Consider the following 18,787-nt stretch of genomic DNA (forward strand, 5'->3'; position numbering starts at 1 on the left):
TAGGTGAAATATGTTTAAAGAATATGAGTTTTTGCTGGATTCGATAGGGTCAGAAGATTATTGGTCGGATGTAGGAATTGATATCGCGGCCTCCAAGATCTCTCAGTTTGATAACTCAAGCTGGAGCGACCTTGAATCTGCTCTTCTGGCGAAGTCTGAAGTCTGGCGAGGTCGGTGCGCGGAGTCTCTCGGTGACTCGAATGATGAGCGGGCGTTGCGTGTTTTGCTAACGCTTCTAAAAGCTGGAGAGGAGTCGGTTGTCATTCATGCAATTGAATCAATTGAGTCAGTTTTTTTGGCTGGCTACATTCTTGACAGGGCACAGGTCATACGCGCTCTAGATGAGGGGTTTGAGGCAGATAGTAGAACGTTGAAGCTAATGGCGGCTACGTTGGTCAGGAAGTTGAGTGAGGCATGAAGGTTGCTCGGTAGCTGACAGAATCGATCCCCACTTCGAACTCAACGTTGTTCAACGTTCTGCAGGACAACGCGATCATTCAGGTGAACGCAGAAGGCAAGGCTATTTGGACGGCGACGGTTCAAAGCGGTAAGTGGCAAAAGACCCTGACCTTTCTAAAAGTTTCTCCCTCGTTGATCTGAGAGCGCGCAGAGCGGCCTTCTGTAGTGGTCAACTAATCCCGGACACGACGTTAAGTTTTTCCTCGGCCCGCGCTGGCGCCAACCCATCGTTGAATTGGTGAGGCCGAATCCAGTTGTAGCGATGCATCAAAAAATGGCTGATATCGCGCTGTGCTTCCTGCGCAGTTCGATAGCCCACGGTCGGTATCCATTCTGTTTTCAAGCTGCGAAATACGCGCTCCATCGGTGCGTTATCCCAGCAGTTTCCTCGTCGACTCATGCTCTGGCGCATGCGGTATCGCCACAACCGCTGGCGAAAGAGTCGGCTTGCATATTGCGATCCCTGGTCCGAGTGGAATAGCAGATCCGAAGGCCTGCCACGCTGCTCGTAAGCCATATCCAGCGCTTTGATCACCAGCTCAGCGTCTGGCTTTTCCGACAGCGCCCAGCCCACGATCCGACGCGTACAAAGATCCAGGACGACAGCCAGGTAATGCCACTTTCCTTGCGCCCAAATGTAGGTGATATCGCCGCACCAGACTTGATTGGGCGCTGGCACGTCGAACTCGCGGTTCAATGTGTTCGGGATATCCAGTCTTTCTACTGTTGCTCGTTTGTAGGCATGGAAGCCGGGTTGTTTGCTGACTAAATCAAGCTCGCGCATCAAGCTACGCACTTTGAATCGACCGAGTTGCTCACCGTCTTCACGCATCAGCGACAGGATGCTGCGACTGCCCGCAGAGCTGCGACTTTGCGAGAACAGCTCACTGACGCGACTACGCAATCGAAGCCGTTCAACATCCGGCGTGCGGCGCCGCAGGCGCTGGGCGTAGTAACACGAGCGAGTGACGTCAAACACCTTGCACAGCCAATCAACCGGCTCATGGGCGCTCAACTGGTCAATCAGCGCGAACGCTCGTGATCTTCCGACATCAAGAGCGCAGTAGCCTTTTTTAGTATTGATTTCTCTCGCTCAAGCCGAGCAATCCGGGCTTCCAGCTCCTGAATTTTTTGCTGTTCCGGAGTCAGTGCCTTGCTCTGCGGGGTAACGCCTTTATGTTCTTTCTGAATCTGGTCAACCCAGCGGCGCAATGCCGATTCACCAATGCCGAGTGAACGGCTGGCTTCGATGTAGCTGTAGTTTTGTTTGAGCACAAGGTCGGCAGCCTCGCGCTTGAATTCAGGAGTAAAGGAGCGGCGTTGTTTGGTCATCTGACACCTCGATCTAGCGAGCATTCTCGCCTAAATGGGTGTCCGGTTTCATTAGACCACTACATTCATCTTTCGCGGGCAACCCTGTTAAGTCGGCGTTTGACTTGATTCCAGGTGGCTATGGTCCATTGGTCTACCAAGGGGCGGATACGTTACTTTCCGCCGGTGCTGGCTTTGGGAAAGTCCCTCTCGTGATGGGGGCTTCGGATGGGTTGAGGAAGGGTTCGATCTTCGGGGTTTTGGTTCCGAAGATGGATAATAATTTTATCATTCCGCTGTTAGGTACGAAAACGCCATTTGGTACTGCGCTGGGTGTGTATGTCGGCGGAGTGGGTTATAAGGGCTACGGCTTTTACGAGGAGGCTAAGGGTGACGGTAAGTAAGTTGATGTCTTCGGCGATAATGGCGGCGGGTATTTTAGTCGTAATGCTTTCCATAGGCTGCCTGCTGGCATTGTTGCCAGTCCTGTTTATTTCCGCAGGGTTTGAGGTGGAATTTGATGTGGTATTTGTATGGTTGGGAATGCCATTCTCGATTTTGTTTGCGTTGAGTTGGTTTTATAAGTATGCGGGCTTCGCCAAATCAATCATCTTTAGGCGCTAGTCAGGCGCGCCTGTGAGCACGGTTTGGATAACAAGACGGCCCGCAGAAGTGGTTGGAGAGTAGGTGTGAGCGAATCTGATTTTAGAAATATAAAGAGACAGCTGATTCGATACCTTTCAAGCGGACTTGGCGAAAAGGCTGTTGACTATTACAAGGAGCGCTCGCACTCACTGTCAGAGTCGGCACGTGCTGAATGTTTGGGCGATATATGTTTCTACCAGCGTGACTTCGCCCACGCCATAAAACATTATGAAGTGGCTACCCAATTGGCCCCTGGCCAAGTCATTGCTCGTTATCTTTTTCTGGCAGGTGTATCCAATGAGCGGGCGTCTAATTATGTCGACGCATTTAAGTATTATCAGGCCGCCATTGAAGCTGAACCGTCATTTGTCGATACGTATCTTGAGCTCGGTGCAATGTTGGTGAAGGTGGGGGATCTTGAAGGCGCCTTGCAGTGCTATGAAGATGCTATTGAAATAGAACCTGCAGACTTGGCGAGTCATGAAAGTCTGGTGTCGATTTTGGCTGAGCTTCACAGGCGCACTCCGGAAAAATATGCTGATAAGTACGCAGCGTCCAAAGCGACAGTTGAAAAGATGAGGCGTTCCGGAAAGTCGACACCGTCGAATCGTCATGCCGCATGGTAAGTAAATCCAAAACAAGCCAAGCCGAGGTTCCCTGGTTCGAGCCCAGGTCGTGGAACCAGATAGAGAAAAGCCTGCAGAGATGCAGGTTTTTTTTGTCTGAAATTTGGCTGATCGTCGCAACTTATCCCTCTATACAAGCCATCCCCTCACCCCTAAGATGAGAAGCATTATCATTAATGCGGATCTGAAATGCAGCACGACAGCACCCCCTCGCCCGTCGCCCAGCTGTACGCCAATCACCACAGCTGGCTCCGAGGCTGGTTGCATCGGCGGCTGGGGCATACGGCCGATGCCGAAGACCTCGCACATGACACCTTTATCCGCGTGCTGCGCTCCCAAGAGGACGTGCGTGAATTACGCCAGCCCATGGCATTTCTGGCCACCATCGCCAACGGCTTGCTGATCAACCGTTGGCGTCGCCAAGCCATCGAGCGGGCTTATCTGGAAGCGCTGGCGGCGCGGTCGGTGGCCGAGGAGCCTTCGCCGGAAGAGCGGCATCTGATGATCGAAACGCTGTTGCAGCTGGATTCGCTGCTGGTCGGTTTGTCGGGGCGGGTGCGGCAGATTTTCTTCTTGTCGCAGCTCGATGGCCTGACCTATCCGCAGATCGCCAAACAATTAAGCCTGACGGTGGCCCAGGTGCAGCGCGCCATGGGTAAGGCATTCAGTGTCTGCTATGCGAGCCGGTTTGAATGAGCAGTGTGGCGGTTGACCCGCAGGTGCGCGACAGTGCCATCGATTGGCTGGTGCGCTTACAGTCCGGCTTGATGAATGCCGCCGACCATCAGGCTTTGCAGCAATGGCGCCAGGCCGACCCCGCGCATGAGTACGCCTGGCAGCGGGTCAGCAGCTTGCCGCTGTTGTTGCAACCAGGCGCCAATGTGTTGGCCGACGCCACCGCACGCCGGGCATTGCAGGCGGCCGGTGCCGATCCTCAGCGCCGTCGTCAGGTGCTCAAGTGCCTGTTGGCGCTGGGGCTGCTCGGCGGCATTGCCTGGCAAGGTGCGGACTCCACGCGTGTACGCGCGGCGCTGGCGAGTTATCGCACCCGCACTGGCGAACGCCGACACTGGACCCTGGCGGACGGCAGTTCGCTGTGGCTGAACACCGCCAGTGCGGTCAACCTGGACGTGAGCGCAGGCCAACGCAGCGTGCAGTTGGTCGAGGGCGAGCTGGCACTTGATACGCCAGCGGGGTCTGCTTCGTTGCAACTGCAAACCCCGAACGCGCGGCTTTATAGCCAGGGCGCCAACCTGTTGGTGCGCCACGATCATCAGGGCACGCAGGTGACGGTTTTGCGCGGGCGGGTGCAAGTGAGTGCGCGGCATCAACCGACGCCCGTGCCGTTGCAGGCTGGCTGGCAGATAAGCGTTGAAGACTACGCGATAGGGCGCCCAAGCCCGGTTGACTTGTTGCTGGCCCAGGCCTGGATGCACGGCATCCTGCCCGCCGAACGCATGCGCCTGGATCAATTGCTCGCCGAACTCTCGCGCTATCGCCCAGGCTTGCTGCGTTGCAGTGAAGCGGTGGCGGCGCTGCGCATCACCGGCAGTTTCCAGCTGGACGACACCGATGCGGCACTGGCCCTGGTGGCCAAGACCTTGCCGGTGCGCATCGAGCGAAGAAGCCGTTATTGGGTGACGGTGGTGCCGGCGTGAAGTTTTTTTTCGTCGACGCGATAGTTTTTTCGATCTGGCTTGGCCTTTAGGTATTACCCGCCGGCACAGGTGGGTTTCGATCCCTAGGAGCCTTGCATGATTTCCCCCGTTAGTGTCTTGCGTCGTCATACGTTCAGCTTGTTGTTTCTCGGCCTGCAACCGTTGTGCGGTGAGCTGGTATTGGCCGTCGGTGAACGCCCGTACAGCATCAGCGCCGGGCCGCTGGACCAGGTGCTGTCGCGCTTTGGTGCCGAAGCCGGGATCAGCATGGCGGGCAGTTCGCTGCTCACGGCGGGCAGGAAAAGCCAGGGGCTGCAGGGCGAATTCAACACCGAGAACGGCCTGGCCCAGGTGCTCTCGGGCACCGGCCTGGACTATCAGCGCCAGGCCGATGGCGGCTATGTGTTGCGCCTGCGCCAGGAGGCCGTGCAGCTGCCGACGCAAAAAGTGACGGGCGAAAATCTCGACGAAGAGGAGGTCTACCGCGCGCCGCGTTCGTCGGTGTATATCTCCGGCGAAGACATGCAACGTTTTGGCGCGGTGTCGGTGGGTGATGTGCTAAAGGGCCAGCCCGGTGTGCAGGTGGGCGACAGCCGCAATGGCGGCGGGCTGGATGTGAACATTCGTGGCATCCAGGGCCAGAGCCGAGTGGCTGTCACGGTGGACGGCTCGCAGCAGGCGCTGGATGTGTATCGCGGCTATGCCGGTACTCAGCAGCGCAGTTATATCGACCCGGACTTGATCAGCGACATCACCATCGACAAAGGCCCCAGCCTGACCTCCAGCGCCATTGGCGGCACGGTAAAAATGCGCACGCTGGGCGTTGGCGACATCCTCAAGGACGGCCAGAACATCGGCCTGCGCCTCAAGGGCGATGTTTGGAACAACGGCGTCGCCCCGGCTTCCCGCGACCCGCACTCCAAAACCCAGGACCTGTATGCTGAGCCGCACCAGAGCCGCGGCGGGCTGTTCGGCTCGCAGGCCGAAGCCGGCAGCGCCGCGTTTGCCTACACCCATGAGTTTTTCGACGTGGTGGCGGCCTACGCCAAGCGCAATCAGGGCAATTATTTTGCCGGTAAAAAAGGCCAGGACCGCTACCGCACCTACAACCGTTGGGGCGATGAAGACACCAGCGTCGCCACTACCTACAACGCCGGCGAAGAAGTGCTCAACTCCTCGGCGAAGACCGAATCGTTCCTGCTCAAGACCACCCTGCGCCCGGCGGACGGCCATACCTTCGACCTCGGCTATCGTCGTTATGACGGGCGCATTGGCGAGATCATGCCGTCGGATATCTTCCGTTTCGGCACCGGCGGCATCTATCAGTACCCGCTGGGCCATACCAGGATCGACACCTACACCGCTCGCTACAACTACCTGCCCTCGGGCAACCCGCTGGTGGACCTGACCGCCGACCTGTGGATCACCGACGCCCAAACCAGCCAGCTCACCTCGGTGGCCGCACCTGCGTCCCAGGCTTATCGCTCCGACCGCGCCTGGAGCCGCCAGGCAAACCAGCGCATCGGCGGCGGGCTGGCCAACACCTCACGCTGGGCGACCGACTACGGCGATCTGAAGCTCGACCTCGGCAGCTCGTTCCAGCTCGAAGAACTGCGCCCGCAAAAAGGCGTCGCCACCACCCAGCACGATATCAACGCCAACCGCATGCTGCGCGAAGGCTCGCGGCAGGAATACAGCTTCAATGGCAAACTCGAATACAAACCGGTGGACCGCCTGACCTTATGGGGCGGCGGCCGTTATACCCACTACCGCAGCAAAGACCATATTGCCAATGCCACCGCGCGACGCGAGGAGCGTGACCTGCGCTACCTGCGCGTCTACAACGGCAACAATTCCGGCAACATGATGTGGTTCCCGGACCTGAACGGCGAGTACACGAATGCCACCGATCCGCGGCTGAACAACGGCATCGTGTTCCAGAACACCAACTTCCCCTTCGAAGGCGTGCGCTACAACGACTTTGGCGTGATCGATTCGACGGTTTATCCGTCCCAGGTCGGTGACGTGGTGAGCGGCTATGACTATTCCGGCAAGGCCAGCAACAGCGGCGGGGCATTTTCGCCGGCGCTGGGCATCAATATCGAAGTGCTGCCGGACACCTTTGTGTATGCCTCCTACACCCAGGGGTTTCGCATGCCCTCGTTGTTTGAAACCAGCCAGGGCGTGCTGCAAACCCTGCCCGGCAAGGGCTTGAAACCCGAGCGCTCAAGCAACTGGGAGGTCGGCGCCAGCACCTTGCGCAAAGGGCTGTTGGTCGAGGATGACGCGGCGGCGATCAAGCTCGCTTACTTCAACAACACCATCAAGAACTACATCACCCGCTACTACGACCCAAGCCCAGGCACCTGGGGCCAGATGCGTTTCAGCAACACCGACAGCTACAAGACCAGCGGGCTGGAACTGCAAGCCCGCTACGATGCCGGGCGCGTGTTCGCCGACCTGTCGTCCACCTACTACTTGAAAACCGAAACCTGCGACGCGGCCTTCGCCGCCACACTGCGTGCTACCAGCAACAGCTACCAGAAAACCGCCGACACCCCGGACTGCACGCCGGGCAGCTTCATGGGTTCCTACACCAACACCCAGAACCCACCCCGGCTTGCCGGCAACCTGACCACCGGCCTGCGCTTCTTTGACCAAAGCCTCACACTCGGCACACGTATTACCTACACCAGTGGTCCCACCGTCACCGCCGACAAGCCTTGGCAGACCGGCGCCACCACGCCGCAACTGAACTACCGCGAAGTAGCCCTGGTGGATCTGTTCCTCAACTACAAGTTGCAGGAGGACGCGAGCCTGAACGTATCGCTGCAGAACGTCACCGACCGCTACTACCTGGACCCGTTGGCGCAAAGCTTCATGCCGGCGCCAGGGCGTACGTTGCGGGTGGGCGTGCAGGCGAAGTTCTAAGGGCCAGGCAACGCCCATCAGTCAAGGCTGAAAACCTTCACCGTGGCAAGCCTGCTCGCCACAAGTGACGGTGTTCGTCGTTCACGCTCGCCCACTGGCAGGCAGCGCCCGTTCCTAGCTCTCAGGAGGTTACATCGCCTGCACAATGATCTGGCTTTTCAAATCATTGACCATGCCTTCAATCGCCGGCTTCATCGCCGCGAAATCTTGCGGGGTGCACAGGGCGTCCGGCTTGGTGAAGGTATAGTGGCGCGTGATCAGCACCGTGTTGGCTTTTTTCACAGTGATCGTTCCCACGCTCTGCGTGGGAATGCATCCGGTGACGCTCCGCGTCACGCCTTCAAGCGCTGGACGCAGAGCGTCCGGGGCGGCATTCCCACGCGGAGCGTGGGAACGATCAATTAACCCCTATCCCCAGGGCAACCTGGGTATCGGCAGGCGCTACCCTCCAGGAGAATCAACTGTATGGCATTTACCACCCTGATACTGGATGCCCCCGGGCCGCCGTTACTGTTTGAGGAAGTCGATCGCTTTCTTGAGCTGGGTCTGGGTGTCACCCTCAACCTGTATTATTTCGCGGACAAAGAGCGCATTCGGCAGCACTACGGCACGCGCATTCACTATGCCGAGATCAACTGCCATGACGAGCCTGGCTTTATTGCCGCCGTGAGTCAGGCCGGCGGCTACAGCGTGTTCAAGACGCGCCTGAACATCCCCTTGGGCGCCGGCCTGATCCACGCTGCCACCTCGCCGGCGTTGGCCACGCCACTGCGCGCCGTTGCCCAGGCTGGCGCAGGGGTCAATCATATTGACCGGCTGGCGTGCGAGCAGTGTGGCGTGGCGATCCTCAATACGCCGGGTTCCAACGCGGCCGCTGTTGCCGAATACGTCGTGGCCCAGGCGCTGTATCTGTCGCGCGACCTGGATGACTACAACGCCGAAACGCACAACGGCCATTGGGCAAAAGGCACCTTGGCACCTGCCTGCGAATACGCCGAACTGACGCTTGGGCTGGTGGGCACCGGCAGCATTGCCCGGCAGGTGGCGCGCAAGGCTGCGGCGCTGGGCATCAAGGTGATCGCCACCGGGTCCGAACGCTTTACCGAAGCGGTGGCGCGCAGCCTTGGGCTTGAACGACGGGCGGGTCTTGAACCGTTATTGGCCGAGGCGGACATCGTCTCGATCCACGTACCGCTCACCCCGCAGACCCGAGGCTTGTTCGGCACCGCCGAGTTCCGGCAGATGCGCCAGGGCTCAATCCTCATCAATACCGCGCGCGGCGGGATCGTCGACGAACACCAGTTGGCCGCCTTCATGGGCGAGTTTCCCAGGCATATCAAAGCGGTGGCCATCGATACCTTTGCCCTGGAGAAAGACCGCTTCGACTCGCCATTGACCGCTATTGCCAATGCGCAATTGACGCCGCACATTGCCGGCAATACCACCACGGCAATCCGGACGGCATCACGCCAGATCGTCGACAAGATCCACGCATTCAGTGCCGCCGCCATCGTGCGTTAACCTGCCGGACACAAGGAAGGCCGATGACTCATTCTCGCCCGGCGCGCTGTATTAAAGGCCAAGAGGCTGGTAAGAATGACGTCGGATAGTGAGCCGATGTAATCAATCATGAAACGCCATTTCGAAGATTTGCAGCTGGGCAGCATCGAACTGTTCTGCCTCGCTGCCGAAGCCGGCAGTTTTACCGCTGCTGCGCAGGCTGCGGGCGTTACCCCGGCCGCCGTCAGCCGCAGTATTTCGCGCCTGGAAGAACGCCTGGGCTCGCGCTTGTTTGTGCGCACCACGCGCAGCATTCGCCTCACCGACAGCGGCCGCACATTTTACGAGCAGTGCCGCCAGGCGCTGACGCAACTGGTGGAGGCCCAGCAACAGGTGATGGGCGCGCAGGCGGTGCCGTCCGGGCGCTTGCGCATCAGTGTGCCGACCACCTACGCGCATCACCGCTTGCTGCCGCTGCTGCCCAGGTTCCGTGCGCAGTACCCGCAAGTCACTGTGGATATCCACATCAGCAACCGCAATATCGACTTCGTTGCCGAAGGTTATGACCTGGCCATTCGCGTGCGCGCCCAGCCGGATTCGTCGCTGATCGCGCGGCTGCTGGAAGATGCCGAGCTGGTGGTTGTCGCCGCACCAGCATACTTGCAGCGCGCCGGTACGCCGCAGACGCTGGACGATCTGCCATTGCATGAGTGCATTCAATTTGAATTACCCAGCAACGGCCGGCGCATCCCCTGGCTGTTCCAGCTGCAAGGCCAGGAGCAGGAGTTTGCCGGAGAGGCCGGTTACAGCATTGCCCATGATGTGCTGGGCGGCGTAACCCTGGCCAAACACGGCGCGGGGTTGTTTCAGACCTACAAGTTTATCGTTGAGCGTGAATTGGCCGACGGCAGCCTGGTTGAAGTGCTGAAGCCGTTTGGCGGGCGTTCACGGCCCTTCACCTTGCTGTATCCCCATGGGCGCTATGTACCGCATCGGGTGCGGGCGTTTGTGGACTTTTTGCTGGCATGTCGGGACGAATGGGGCACGCTTTAACAGCAGGCGTGCCCCGAACCGGTCAGACGCCTTGGGGTGTTTCCCCGCGTGCCAGGCGGGCGTTGATGTCTTCAACCACCGCCGCCAGATCGACGATGGTGTCGATCAGGTAATGCGGGCGGGCGCCTTCGAACAGCTGGCCGATGCGTGTACGTTCTTCGGCAAGTTTCTGCGCCGGCAGCGCCTTGAACTGCTCGTAGGTCAGGCCCAGGGCATTGCCGGAGCATGTGAGTGCCACCGTCCACATGCCGGCGCTGCGCCCTTCGAGAATACCCGGCCAGGTGTCATCGACCTTGACGCACGCCGCGACGTCGCTGATGCCCAGCGCGATCACATTGGCCAACGCCTGCGCCGGGTACGGGCGGCCGTTGGGCACTTCATCGGTGGCCACCACGTGGTCGGCGACGTAGCCGTTCTGGCGGGCCAGCTCCACGACTTTGGCCATGACCACTGCCGGGTAGCCCGAGCACGAGCCGATTTTGAGGCCTTTGCTGCGCAGGGCTGCAATGGCTTCCAGGGCGCCGGGGATCACCGCCGAATGCAGTGCAATCTTTTCGATTTGCAGGGGCATGAAGCGTTCATACAGCGCGGTGACGTCCTCATCGGTCGGCAGGCGATCAAACACGGCGCGGTAGCGTTCGGCAATTTGCGGCTGGTTGCACAGCGTACGGATGTGGTCCCACTTGCCCATGCCCATGGGGCCGCGCGCCTCCTCCAGTGACACCGCCACGCCAAACTCGGCAAAGGCTTCGACGAAAATCTGGGTGGGGGCAAACGAGCCGAAATCCACCACGGTGCCTGCCCAGTCGAGGACGACAGCTTGCAGTTGCTTGGGTTGTTGGTAATGCATGGTCAATCTCCAGTTGCGGGTACAGGGAGGCCGTCCCTTTCGCGTGCGAGAGGTAGGCGGCCAGTTCAAGGGTCAAGCGTGTGGGGTATTCAGGTGGTCGGTGTGGGGCTTGAGTCGAACAGTTCGGCGATCATGGGTCGATTGCGTCGGATGCCCAGGCAACACAGGTGGTAGTCGATGGAAAACGGGTGATTTACAAAGGTAATCGGGGTCGTACCGGGCGTTTCGGCGTATTCGACCGCCGATACAAAACCGATACCGATACCCTTGGCGATCGCATGCACGATGGCTTCGCGGCTGTTGAGTTGCATCACACAATTAAGCGAGACACCCAGGCGTGTGCAGCTTTCCTCCACCAGTTGGCGGGTGCGCGAGCTTTTTTCACGCATCACCCATTTCTCCTGACTGATCTGCTCCACATGCACCTCCTTCTGGCTGGCCCAGGGATGGTCGTTGCGCACCACGGCAATGATCGGGTAACGGTGGTAAAGCTGCGTGTCGAAGCGCTGGTCGAATTCGGACAGCGCCAGGATCGCCACATCGATATCAAAATTGAACAGCCGGTCCAGGGTTTCCTTTTCGGGTGAGAAGGAGGTTTCCAGCTCGATATCCGGGTGACGTTGCATCAGCTCGTACGTCAGGTTCATCGCAATCGGCGGCGACACCGCCCCCAGGCGTAACATGCCGAGCTTGCGTTGCTTGAAACTCTGCAGCAATTGCACGGCTTCATCCTCTTGCCCGAACAGGCCCTGGGTGATCGCATACAGCTGGTGGCCCGCGGCGCTCATTTCGACAAAACGCCCGCGCCGGTGGAACAACTCAACGGAGAACTTCCTTTCCAGGGCATTCACCTGTTCGCTGACGGTCGGCTGCCCAACACTCAGGAACTCGGCGGCAAGGGTGAAACTGCCGGTCTTCGCCACCGCATGAAAGGAGCGCAGCCACTTGTGGTACTGGTACATGCAAAGGTCCTGTGGCTGGCTCAGCGTCTGATGAACAGTGCGACCACCGCGCTGCTCAGGCAGGCAGTCGTCACCACCAGAAAGATCAGCGACGTATTGCCGGTACTGTCGAGCATACTGCCGATCAGCGGTTCCGCCAGCCCGGCAAACAGGTAGGACGAGAAATTCATCACACCGGTCGCGGTCCCGGCGCGCTTGGCGCCGACCAGGTCCGGGCACAGAGCCCAGAAACTCGACGCCGGGCCATAGACGAAAAAGCCACACAGAAACAACGCGACCAGGCCGATGGCGCTATGCGGCGGCAGGCTCCACATCCACAGGCTGGTGGCGGCACCGAGGACCATGTACAGCATGATCGCCAGGTAGCGTTTTGAGCCGAACAGCTTGTCCGACACCCAGCCATTGCTCAAGGCGCCGATGGCCATGCCAACGGGCAAGGCAACGGTGATCCACTTGGGGTCGACCAGGCTGTCGCCGCTTTTCCAGTTGGCGCCCAGGAAGTGCACCGGCACCCACACGATCAAGCCGTAGCGCGCAGCGTTCTGAAACCCCAGGGACACGGCTGCGATGATCAGGCGGGCATTTTTCAGCACCGCCTTGTAGCGCTGTAACGAGCTTTCGACGGCGCCGTGCGCCACCTCATGGTTCTTGTCTTCGGCATTGGCCACGCCGGTATCGGCAAGGGCTTCGAAACCCATGTCCTGTGGGCGTTCGCGGGCCACCAGGTAAAAGATGATGCCGCCAGCGAGCATCAGCAGCACCGGCAAGCGGAAGATCCAGCGCCATTCCAGTTGCAGCACTTCAAGCACGATAATCGATGTGACGTAGGACAGGATCGAGGCGCAACCGGCGGCGAAGACATAAAAGCCGTAGACCTTGCCGCGCTCGCCCGCGCTCCACCAGTTGGAGATCAGCCGGCTGCCGGGCGCCCAGCCCAAGGCCTGAAAATAGCCATTGAGACCCCAGGGCAGGATCAGGCTGGCAAAACCGCCGGCAAAGCTGGTCACCCAGTTGGCGGCGCACGACAGCACCGCGCCGAGTGTCATGATGCGCCGCCCGCCAAACTTATCGGCAAGGTTGCCGTTGATGGCCTGGCCGATAGCGTAGGCCCACAGCATGGCCGCAGAGGCCCAGCCGAGGGTTTCCTTGGTCAAGCCGAACTCGGCCTGGATGCCGGGGATGGCAAAACCGAAGGTTTGCCGGCCAGTGTAGAAAAACAGGTAGCAGAACATCGCTGCCAGCAGCATTCGCCATTGGGCGACTCGAAACGAGGCGGTTTTCACGGTAAGGCCAGGCAAGGCTTGGGCACGGTTCATGATCTTTTCCTTTTTATTGTTGGTTCCCACCGAGTGGTGTCGGTGGGCGCACTCTTGCGAGGGTGCGGCAGGAAATCGTCGCTACAGGGGTAAACGGCTGGCTTCAGGCGGCGTGGGCACCGATGAAGTTTTTGCCGCGTGCGCCCTGCAGGGCGAAGTTGATCATGGCTTCGGCCTGGGAGGCTGTTACACCGTAGTCGGCAAACTCCGTCTTCACCTCAAGGCTGTGCAGAAAGTCGCGCAGCCTGTGTTGGGCGTGCTGCAAGTCGCTGCCGAAAATCCGCTGAAGGGTTCGGTCACGCGCTGCGTTGCGACCCCAGGCCAGGCCCAGCACCAGCGGCAGCGTGAACGAGCAGGCAATGCCATGCGGCAGGCCGTGGTGCAGGGTCATTTCGTAGGAGATGGAATGGGCGAGGGCGGTCTTGGTGTTGGAGAACGCCAACCCGGCTTTAAGGGCCGCCAACGCCATGCGCGAGCGCAGTTCCTGATTGGCCAGGTCACGCCGCAGCAACGGCAGGCATTCGAGGATGTCTTCGATGGCCGAAATGGCGAACGTGTCCGAGATGGGGTTGGCATTGATGTTCCATACCGCTTCCAACGCATGGGACAAGGCGTCCAGCCCGGTGGAGACGGTGACGCCGGCGGGCACGGTGAGCATCAATTGTGGGTCGATGATCGCCACCTTCGGCCAGGTACACGCCAGGTGCAGCGAGTACTTTTTCAGGCTCGCCGAGTCCCAAATGGTGGCCCAAGGCGTGACTTCACTGCCGGTTCCCGCCGTGGTGGGCGCGGCAATCAGGATTTTGCTGCGCGCAGGCACAAAGGGTTTGCCCGTGGCCAGCAACGCCAGCAACTCATCGAAACGGCCGGACTCGGTGCCCACAATCAGCGCTTTGGCCGTGTCGATGGCGCTGCCGCCGCCCACGGCAATCACCGCATCACAGTCGCCGGCTACCTGCCAGAAACGTTCATAGGTATCGCGCAGTTGCGCCACGTCGGGGTTGGGCTGCACGTCTTCGATGAGGTACACCAGGCGGTCGCCGAGCAGGTCCTGGATGCGTTCCACCAGGCCCAGCCCACGCGCTTCGGGAAAGGTCACCAGCGCCACGGTCTGGCCCTGGGTGATGTCGGCAAGCTCGAGCAGGCTGCCGCAGCCGAAACGCGTGTCTACTGGGTTGTGAAATCGGGCAGTCATGGCGAGTCCTTTGTTTTTGTTGTTGGAAGTGGCCCCATAGTCGGGGCGCTTCAACAAAGGCTCAAATCGATAATTCGCGGGTGTGCATCGGCTGGGCCGATAACGGGCCGGTTCAGGCGTGATTGAAGTGGGTGCGCGGTGCGACGGTTGAGGCTGCAACATCCCATGTCAGCAGGAGTTGAGTGATCGCCGCGTCGATAGCCACATGCGGCACGTTATCGCGCGCCAGAATCGAAACGCCCTGCAAGAAACTGTCAAATACCGTCGCCATCGACGCTGCCTGCGTGGTGCCCGGCAATTGCCCAAGACGTATCCCGCGCTCAATGCAGGCTACAATCCCGGCCCGGGTGCGCACGCGCGATTGCGTCAGCGCGTCCGCGACCCGCGCGTTCTCCGGGCTGGGTGCGCTCATCACGCCCAGCGCCACCATGCAGCCTTTGGGGTGCCCGTCTTCACACTGCATGCGCGCCGACTGGCGCAGCGCGGTTTCGATGGCCGTGCGGGGTGGCAAAGCCTCGTCCCACAAGCACTCGGTGATCTGGGCGTAGGTGGCCAGATAACGCTGCACGCATTCATCGAACAGCGCTTCTTTGGAGCCGAATGCGGCGTAAAAACTCGGCGCGGAGATACCGCCACCCAACCCGGCCTTGAGCTGGGCGAGGGAGGTGGCGTCGTAACCGTGCTGCCAAAACAGGTGCATGGCCTGTTCCACGGCCTGGTCTCGGTCGAAATTACGCGGGCGGCCCATTTGTGCCATGTGGGGAATCCTCTGGGTAAGCGAGATAAATACTAGTCGATACATAAGTCGTTGACAACGAGCTGTGTGTGCACGCAACATTTATATCGATCAGTATCTAAGTCATCTCAAGGAGTCTCCCGTGACACCCTCACTCAGCCTATCCGCGGCATCCGACCGGCTGCCCATTGGCGCCTTGCTCGCCCTGGCCATGACCGGCTTTATCTGCATCGTCACCGAAACCCTGCCCGCCGGGCTGTTGCCGCTGATCAGCGACAGCCTGGCGATTTCGCCGTCGATGGCCGGGCAGATGGTCACGGCCTACGCGCTGGGTTCGGTGCTGGCGGTGATTCCCCTGACCATTGCCACCCGTGGCTGGCGGCGGCGCAACGTGTTGCTGCTGACCATCGTCGGCTTTCTGCTGTTTAACTCCATCACCGCGCTGTCGTCCCAGTACGGCGTAACCCTGGTGGCGCGGTTCTTTGCCGGCGTGGCGGCGGGGCTGGCGTGGAGCCTGCTGGCCGGTTATGCCCGGCGCATGGTTGCGCCGCATCAACAGGGCCGGGCGCTGGCACTGGCCATGGTGGGTACGCCGATTGCGTTGTCGCTGGGTGTGCCGCTGGGCACTTGGCTGGGCGGCCTGGTGGGCTGGCGTACGACGTTCGGCCTGATGTCGGCGCTGACGCTGCTGCTGATCGTGTGGGTGCTGGTGAAAGTCCCGGACTATCCACCGCAGCCTGCGCACCAGCGGCTGTCCCTGGGCCAAGTGCTGACCACGCCCGGCGTGCGGCCGGTGCTGGCGGTGGTGATCAGTTGGATGCTGGCACACAACATTCTGTACACCTACATTGCCCCGTTTGTGGCGCGTGCAGGCTTGGCTGAACGTGTGGATTTAGTCTTGCTGGTGTTCGGCATTGCCGCGCTGCTGGGGATCTGGTTGACGGCCAAACTGGTCGAACCGCTGTTGCGCAAGACCGTGCTGGCAAGCCTGGTGACGTTTGCGGCGGTAACCCTGGTGTTCGGCTTTTTGGGTAGCGTGCCGCAGGTGATCTACCTCGGCGTGGCCGTGTGGGGCCTGAGTTTTGGTGGCGCCGCGACACTGCTGCAAACCGCATTGGCCGATGCCGCTGGAGAGGGCGCGGACGTGGCGCTGTCGCTGAACGTGGTGGCGTGGAACAGCGCCATTGCGGCCAGCGGCGTGGTCGGTGGCGTGTTGCTGGAGACGTGGGGCGCCGCCTCATTTCCATGGGCAATGGCGCTGTTGCTGCTGGTGGCGTTGGTGATTGCCTGCGCGGCGCATGCCCATGGCTTCAAACCGGGACGGCGGTCAGCCGATGGGCCAGCGGTGGCGGGGCACTAGGCGCTAAGCGAGCTTCACGGTCATGGTGCCGCCTGCCCGTTCGGCAAGTGGCTTCCCCGGCAGGCGCAGCATCCTGCGTGAAGCGCTGGCGTGCTTTAACGAGGTGGGGAGCCTGGCTCAGGCGGCCTGGAATTCGATCCGTCAGGCGTCGCACTAAAGTTTAAAGTGAGGGTCCATTAGGCTCCTCACTTTAAGATATAAAACATGCACTTACGCATTATTGCAGTCGGCCTGTCGGCGTGTGTTCTGCTCTCGCCCGGCGCGCAGGCCCGCAGCCTGCTGGACCTGATCAAACCACCGGCCCATGAACACACTTCGCGCTCAAGCTCCATCAGCCAAAGCGCGGCCCTTGGTCTCTATTCCCGTCAAGAAAAACAGCTCTCCTTCGACGGCTGCGCGGACCTGTTTCCTGGCGCCACACCGATCAACACGGCCACCGTACCCGCCTCGATGAAACCCATGGCGCTGTGTTCGGATCACTTTGCGGTGCTCTACTCGCAAACCAGCAAGACGCCTTTGGTGGTGGTCGAGCGTTTGAACGCCGCACAGTTGAAAGACGCCAAGGGTGAAGAGCGCACCAACCAGTTTTATCCCGATCCGCGCATTCCCAAAGGCGCCCGCGCCGAGCTGAGCGACTACCGCAGCCAGCACCCGGCGGTGGACCGCGGCCACCAGTCCCCAGCCGCCGATGCGCCAAGTGCAAATGCCATGGCGCAGTCCTTCGCCTTGTCGAACATGGTGCCGCAAGACCCCACCAATAACCGCAAGATCTGGAGCAAGGTTGAGGCCGACGTGCGCAAGTTCGCGGTACGTGCAGGCGGTAATGTGTTTGTGTTCACCGGCCCGTTGTTTGATGCCGGCTACAGCACCATCGGCGACAACAAGGTGTGGGTGCCGACACGCCTGTTCAAGCTGGTGTACGACGCTTCGTCCAAACGTGCCTGGGCCTATGTGCTGCCCAACGCCGAAACCCGTATCCAGAAGCCGATGGACTACGACACCTTTGTGAAAAGCACCGGGCTCAAGTTGCTTGGCAACTTGCCGGTTACCGGTTCAGTGGGGCGGACATGAGCCCTTTCGGCCGGTCTGACTGACGCTTGATCGGCCCGCTGTACTGACACCCACGGGGTGTCGGCACAGCGAGCGCCTCAGAGCTTTAGACTTTTTCGATCCAGCCTGCCGGCGCTTCAACGTCGCCGTTCTGGATGCCCGTCAACTCATTGAACAAACGTTGGGTCATCGGGCCGGCTTCATGTTCACTGTGGAATACATGCAGGTGATCGTTGTAGCGGATACCGCCAATCGGTGTGATAACCGCTGCGGTGCCGCATGCGCCGGCTTCCTTGTAAGCCGCCAGGTTGTCGATATACACATCCTCTTCCACCGCCTTGAGCCCCAGACGGCTTTGCGCAAGCTCGATCAACGAGGCGCGGGTGATGCCAGGCAATACTGAAGGTGAACGCGGCGTCACAAAGGTGTTGTCATGGGTGATGGCAAAGAAATTCGCCGAGCCGACTTCTTCTATTTTTTTATGGGTCAGCGGGTCGAGGTAAATGCAGTCGGCAAAACCCGCCTGCCGTGCCTCGGTACCGGGTAGCAGGCTGGCCGCGTAGTTTCCGCCGACCTTGGCGGCGCCGGTGCCATTGGGGGCGGCGCGGTCGTAGTCCGAAATGATGAAGTTGCTCGGTTGCAACACGCCTTTGAACAACGCGCCGACCGGGATGCAAAACACGCAGAAGATAAACTCCGGCGCGGTACGCACACCGATGTTATCGCCCACACCGATGACGAAAGGTCGTAGATACAGCGAGCTGCCTGTTCCGTAGGGCGGCAGGAAGCGTTCGTTGGCCTTGATCACCTGCTTGCAGGCATCAATGAATTGCGCGGTCGAGACGGGCGGCATCAGCAGCCGTGAGCAACTGCGCTGCATACGGGCAGCATTCTGATCGGGGCGAAACAGGTTGATCGAACCATCCTTGCAACGGTAGGCCTTCATCCCCTCAAAACACTGCTGGCCATAATGCAACGCGGTTGAGCCTTCGCTGATATGCAGCTGGTTATCTTCGGTCAGTGCACCTTCCTGCCACTGACCGTCACGCCAATGTGCGATGTAACGAAGGTCGGTTTTCCTGTAGCTGAAACCCAGGTTATTCCAATCCAGTTGCGGATGTTCCATATCACGACT

At 60.1% G+C, this 18,787-nt stretch carries 18 protein-coding genes and 1 pseudogene; 11 read left to right on the top strand and 8 right to left on the bottom strand.

The genetic code is table 11. From position 1 onward, the window contains the following. Positions 1-10 precede the first annotated feature (10 nt). Together ACQY47_RS24315 and ACQY47_RS24320 are read left to right on the top strand one after the other, a co-directional pair. Positions 11-418, top strand: coding sequence for a HEAT repeat domain-containing protein (locus tag ACQY47_RS24315; RefSeq protein WP_428552569.1), 408 nt, complete (start codon positions 11-13; stop codon positions 416-418). 26 nt (positions 419-444) lie between these two features. Beyond that, positions 445-600: a hypothetical protein gene (locus ACQY47_RS24320; RefSeq protein WP_428557384.1), complete on the top strand. Its 156-nt coding sequence runs from the start codon at positions 445-447 to the stop codon at positions 598-600. A gap of 28 nt (positions 601-628) precedes the next feature. On the opposite strand, the gene ACQY47_RS24325 is transcribed toward ACQY47_RS24320, so the two are convergent. Next, positions 629-1,791, bottom strand: a protein-coding gene (locus ACQY47_RS24325; protein ID WP_085985966.1) for an IS3 family transposase whose coding sequence is annotated in 2 segments (ribosomal slippage) — positions 629-1,536 and positions 1,536-1,791 — 1,164 coding nt in all. Because the reading frame shifts where the segments join, the coding sequence is not laid out codon by codon here. Between the two features lie 369 nt (positions 1,792-2,160). Here ACQY47_RS24325 and ACQY47_RS24330 point away from each other — a divergent pair. The 5 genes from ACQY47_RS24330 to ACQY47_RS24350 all read left to right on the top strand — a co-directional run bounded on the left by ACQY47_RS24330 (position 2,161) and on the right by ACQY47_RS24350 (position 7,630). Continuing rightward, positions 2,161-2,394 carry a hypothetical protein gene (locus tag ACQY47_RS24330; RefSeq protein ID WP_428552572.1) on the top strand — a complete coding sequence of 78 codons (234 nt, stop codon included), beginning with the start codon at positions 2,161-2,163 and terminating at the stop codon, positions 2,392-2,394. A gap of 65 nt (positions 2,395-2,459) precedes the next feature. Then, positions 2,460-3,041: a tetratricopeptide repeat protein gene (locus ACQY47_RS24335; protein WP_428552575.1), complete on the top strand. Its 582-nt coding sequence runs from the start codon at positions 2,460-2,462 to the stop codon at positions 3,039-3,041. A gap of 189 nt (positions 3,042-3,230) precedes the next feature. Beyond that, on the top strand, positions 3,231-3,737 hold the full coding sequence (locus ACQY47_RS24340; protein ID WP_017137010.1) for a sigma-70 family RNA polymerase sigma factor: 507 nt from the start codon (positions 3,231-3,233) through the stop codon (positions 3,735-3,737). Beyond that, positions 3,734-4,699 carry a FecR domain-containing protein gene (locus ACQY47_RS24345; protein ID WP_428552578.1) on the top strand — a complete coding sequence of 322 codons (966 nt, stop codon included), beginning with the start codon at positions 3,734-3,736 and terminating at the stop codon, positions 4,697-4,699. Before ACQY47_RS24340 ends, ACQY47_RS24345 begins: the two co-directional genes overlap by 4 nt. A gap of 96 nt (positions 4,700-4,795) precedes the next feature. Next, complete coding sequence (locus tag ACQY47_RS24350; RefSeq protein WP_428552581.1) at positions 4,796-7,630, top strand: TonB-dependent receptor domain-containing protein; 2,835 nt, start codon at positions 4,796-4,798, stop codon at positions 7,628-7,630. 129 nt (positions 7,631-7,759) lie between these two features. Here the strand turns inward: ACQY47_RS24350 and ACQY47_RS24355 are convergent. Further along, positions 7,760-7,912 (bottom strand): annotated as a pseudogene (locus tag ACQY47_RS24355) (hypothetical protein); the annotation flags it as partial. Positions 7,913-8,095: 183 nt separating this feature from the next. On the opposite strand from ACQY47_RS24355, the gene ACQY47_RS24360 reads away from it, so the two are divergent. Both ACQY47_RS24360 and ACQY47_RS24365 read left to right on the top strand, forming a co-directional pair. After that, on the top strand, positions 8,096-9,151 hold the full coding sequence (locus tag ACQY47_RS24360; RefSeq protein WP_169984766.1) for an NAD(P)-dependent oxidoreductase: 1,056 nt from the start codon (positions 8,096-8,098) through the stop codon (positions 9,149-9,151). A 108-nt stretch (positions 9,152-9,259) separates the two neighbouring features. After that, positions 9,260-10,183, top strand: coding sequence for a LysR family transcriptional regulator (locus ACQY47_RS24365; RefSeq protein ID WP_017137005.1), 924 nt, complete (start codon positions 9,260-9,262; stop codon positions 10,181-10,183). A gap of 22 nt (positions 10,184-10,205) precedes the next feature. On the opposite strand, the gene phnX is transcribed toward ACQY47_RS24365, so the two are convergent. The 5 genes from phnX to ACQY47_RS24390 form a co-directional block, all read right to left on the bottom strand. Further along, entirely contained in the window at positions 10,206-11,033 is an 828-nt protein-coding gene (gene phnX / locus ACQY47_RS24370) for a phosphonoacetaldehyde hydrolase (protein WP_017137004.1), read from the bottom strand. 89 nt (positions 11,034-11,122) lie between these two features. Next, positions 11,123-11,995 carry a LysR substrate-binding domain-containing protein gene (locus ACQY47_RS24375; protein WP_017137003.1) on the bottom strand — a complete coding sequence of 291 codons (873 nt, stop codon included), beginning with the start codon at positions 11,993-11,995 and terminating at the stop codon, positions 11,123-11,125. Positions 11,996-12,015: 20 nt separating this feature from the next. Continuing rightward, positions 12,016-13,311 carry an MFS transporter gene (locus ACQY47_RS24380; protein ID WP_017137002.1) on the bottom strand — a complete coding sequence of 432 codons (1,296 nt, stop codon included), beginning with the start codon at positions 13,309-13,311 and terminating at the stop codon, positions 12,016-12,018. Between the two features lie 103 nt (positions 13,312-13,414). After that, entirely contained in the window at positions 13,415-14,506 is a 1,092-nt protein-coding gene (psrA, locus tag ACQY47_RS24385; RefSeq protein ID WP_026013707.1) for an iron-containing alcohol dehydrogenase PsrA, read from the bottom strand. Between the two features lie 112 nt (positions 14,507-14,618). After that, the gene (locus tag ACQY47_RS24390) at positions 14,619-15,263 is read right to left on the bottom strand and encodes a TetR/AcrR family transcriptional regulator (RefSeq protein ID WP_428552588.1); all 645 of its coding nucleotides are present in this window, start codon (positions 15,261-15,263) and stop codon (positions 14,619-14,621) included. A gap of 121 nt (positions 15,264-15,384) precedes the next feature. On the opposite strand from ACQY47_RS24390, the gene ACQY47_RS24395 reads away from it, so the two are divergent. Next, complete coding sequence (locus tag ACQY47_RS24395) at positions 15,385-16,602, top strand: MFS transporter (RefSeq protein WP_428552591.1); 1,218 nt, start codon at positions 15,385-15,387, stop codon at positions 16,600-16,602. Positions 16,603-16,806: 204 nt separating this feature from the next. Continuing rightward, positions 16,807-17,673 carry a DNA/RNA non-specific endonuclease gene (locus ACQY47_RS24400; protein ID WP_017136998.1) on the top strand — a complete coding sequence of 289 codons (867 nt, stop codon included), beginning with the start codon at positions 16,807-16,809 and terminating at the stop codon, positions 17,671-17,673. Between the two features lie 85 nt (positions 17,674-17,758). Here ACQY47_RS24400 and ACQY47_RS24405 read toward each other — a convergent pair whose 3' ends face one another. Further along, a complete protein-coding gene (locus tag ACQY47_RS24405) occupies positions 17,759-18,778 on the bottom strand; it encodes a branched-chain amino acid aminotransferase (RefSeq protein ID WP_017136997.1) in 1,020 nt (339 codons plus the stop codon). Positions 18,779-18,787: the final 9 nt, after the last annotated feature.

The organism is Pseudomonas edaphica (assembly GCF_965277385.1).
In the GTDB taxonomy this organism is placed as follows: domain Bacteria; phylum Pseudomonadota; class Gammaproteobacteria; order Pseudomonadales; family Pseudomonadaceae; genus Aquipseudomonas; species Aquipseudomonas edaphica.

Bases quoted from the DNA above. Each gene is read 5' to 3' on its own strand.
- ACQY47_RS24350 (WP_428552581.1), top strand. From the start codon at position 4,796: ATGATTTCCCCCGTTAGTGTCTTGCGTCGTCATACGTTCAGCTTGTTG.
- ACQY47_RS24360 (WP_169984766.1), top strand. From the start codon at position 8,096: ATGGCATTTACCACCCTGATACTGGATGCCCCCGGGCCGCCGTTACTG.
- ACQY47_RS24345 (WP_428552578.1), top strand. From the start codon at position 3,734: ATGAGCAGTGTGGCGGTTGACCCGCAGGTGCGCGACAGTGCCATCGAT.
- phnX (WP_017137004.1), bottom strand. From the start codon at position 11,033: ATGCATTACCAACAACCCAAGCAACTGCAAGCTGTCGTCCTCGACTGG.
- ACQY47_RS24400 (WP_017136998.1), top strand. From the start codon at position 16,807: ATGCACTTACGCATTATTGCAGTCGGCCTGTCGGCGTGTGTTCTGCTC.
- ACQY47_RS24315 (WP_428552569.1), top strand. From the start codon at position 11: ATGTTTAAAGAATATGAGTTTTTGCTGGATTCGATAGGGTCAGAAGAT.
- ACQY47_RS24365 (WP_017137005.1), top strand. From the start codon at position 9,260: ATGAAACGCCATTTCGAAGATTTGCAGCTGGGCAGCATCGAACTGTTC.
- ACQY47_RS24390 (WP_428552588.1), bottom strand. From the start codon at position 15,263: ATGGCACAAATGGGCCGCCCGCGTAATTTCGACCGAGACCAGGCCGTG.
- ACQY47_RS24405 (WP_017136997.1), bottom strand. From the start codon at position 18,778: ATGGAACATCCGCAACTGGATTGGAATAACCTGGGTTTCAGCTACAGG.
- ACQY47_RS24380 (WP_017137002.1), bottom strand. From the start codon at position 13,311: ATGAACCGTGCCCAAGCCTTGCCTGGCCTTACCGTGAAAACCGCCTCG.
- psrA (WP_026013707.1), bottom strand. From the start codon at position 14,506: ATGACTGCCCGATTTCACAACCCAGTAGACACGCGTTTCGGCTGCGGC.
- ACQY47_RS24375 (WP_017137003.1), bottom strand. From the start codon at position 11,995: ATGTACCAGTACCACAAGTGGCTGCGCTCCTTTCATGCGGTGGCGAAG.
- ACQY47_RS24340 (WP_017137010.1), top strand. From the start codon at position 3,231: ATGCAGCACGACAGCACCCCCTCGCCCGTCGCCCAGCTGTACGCCAAT.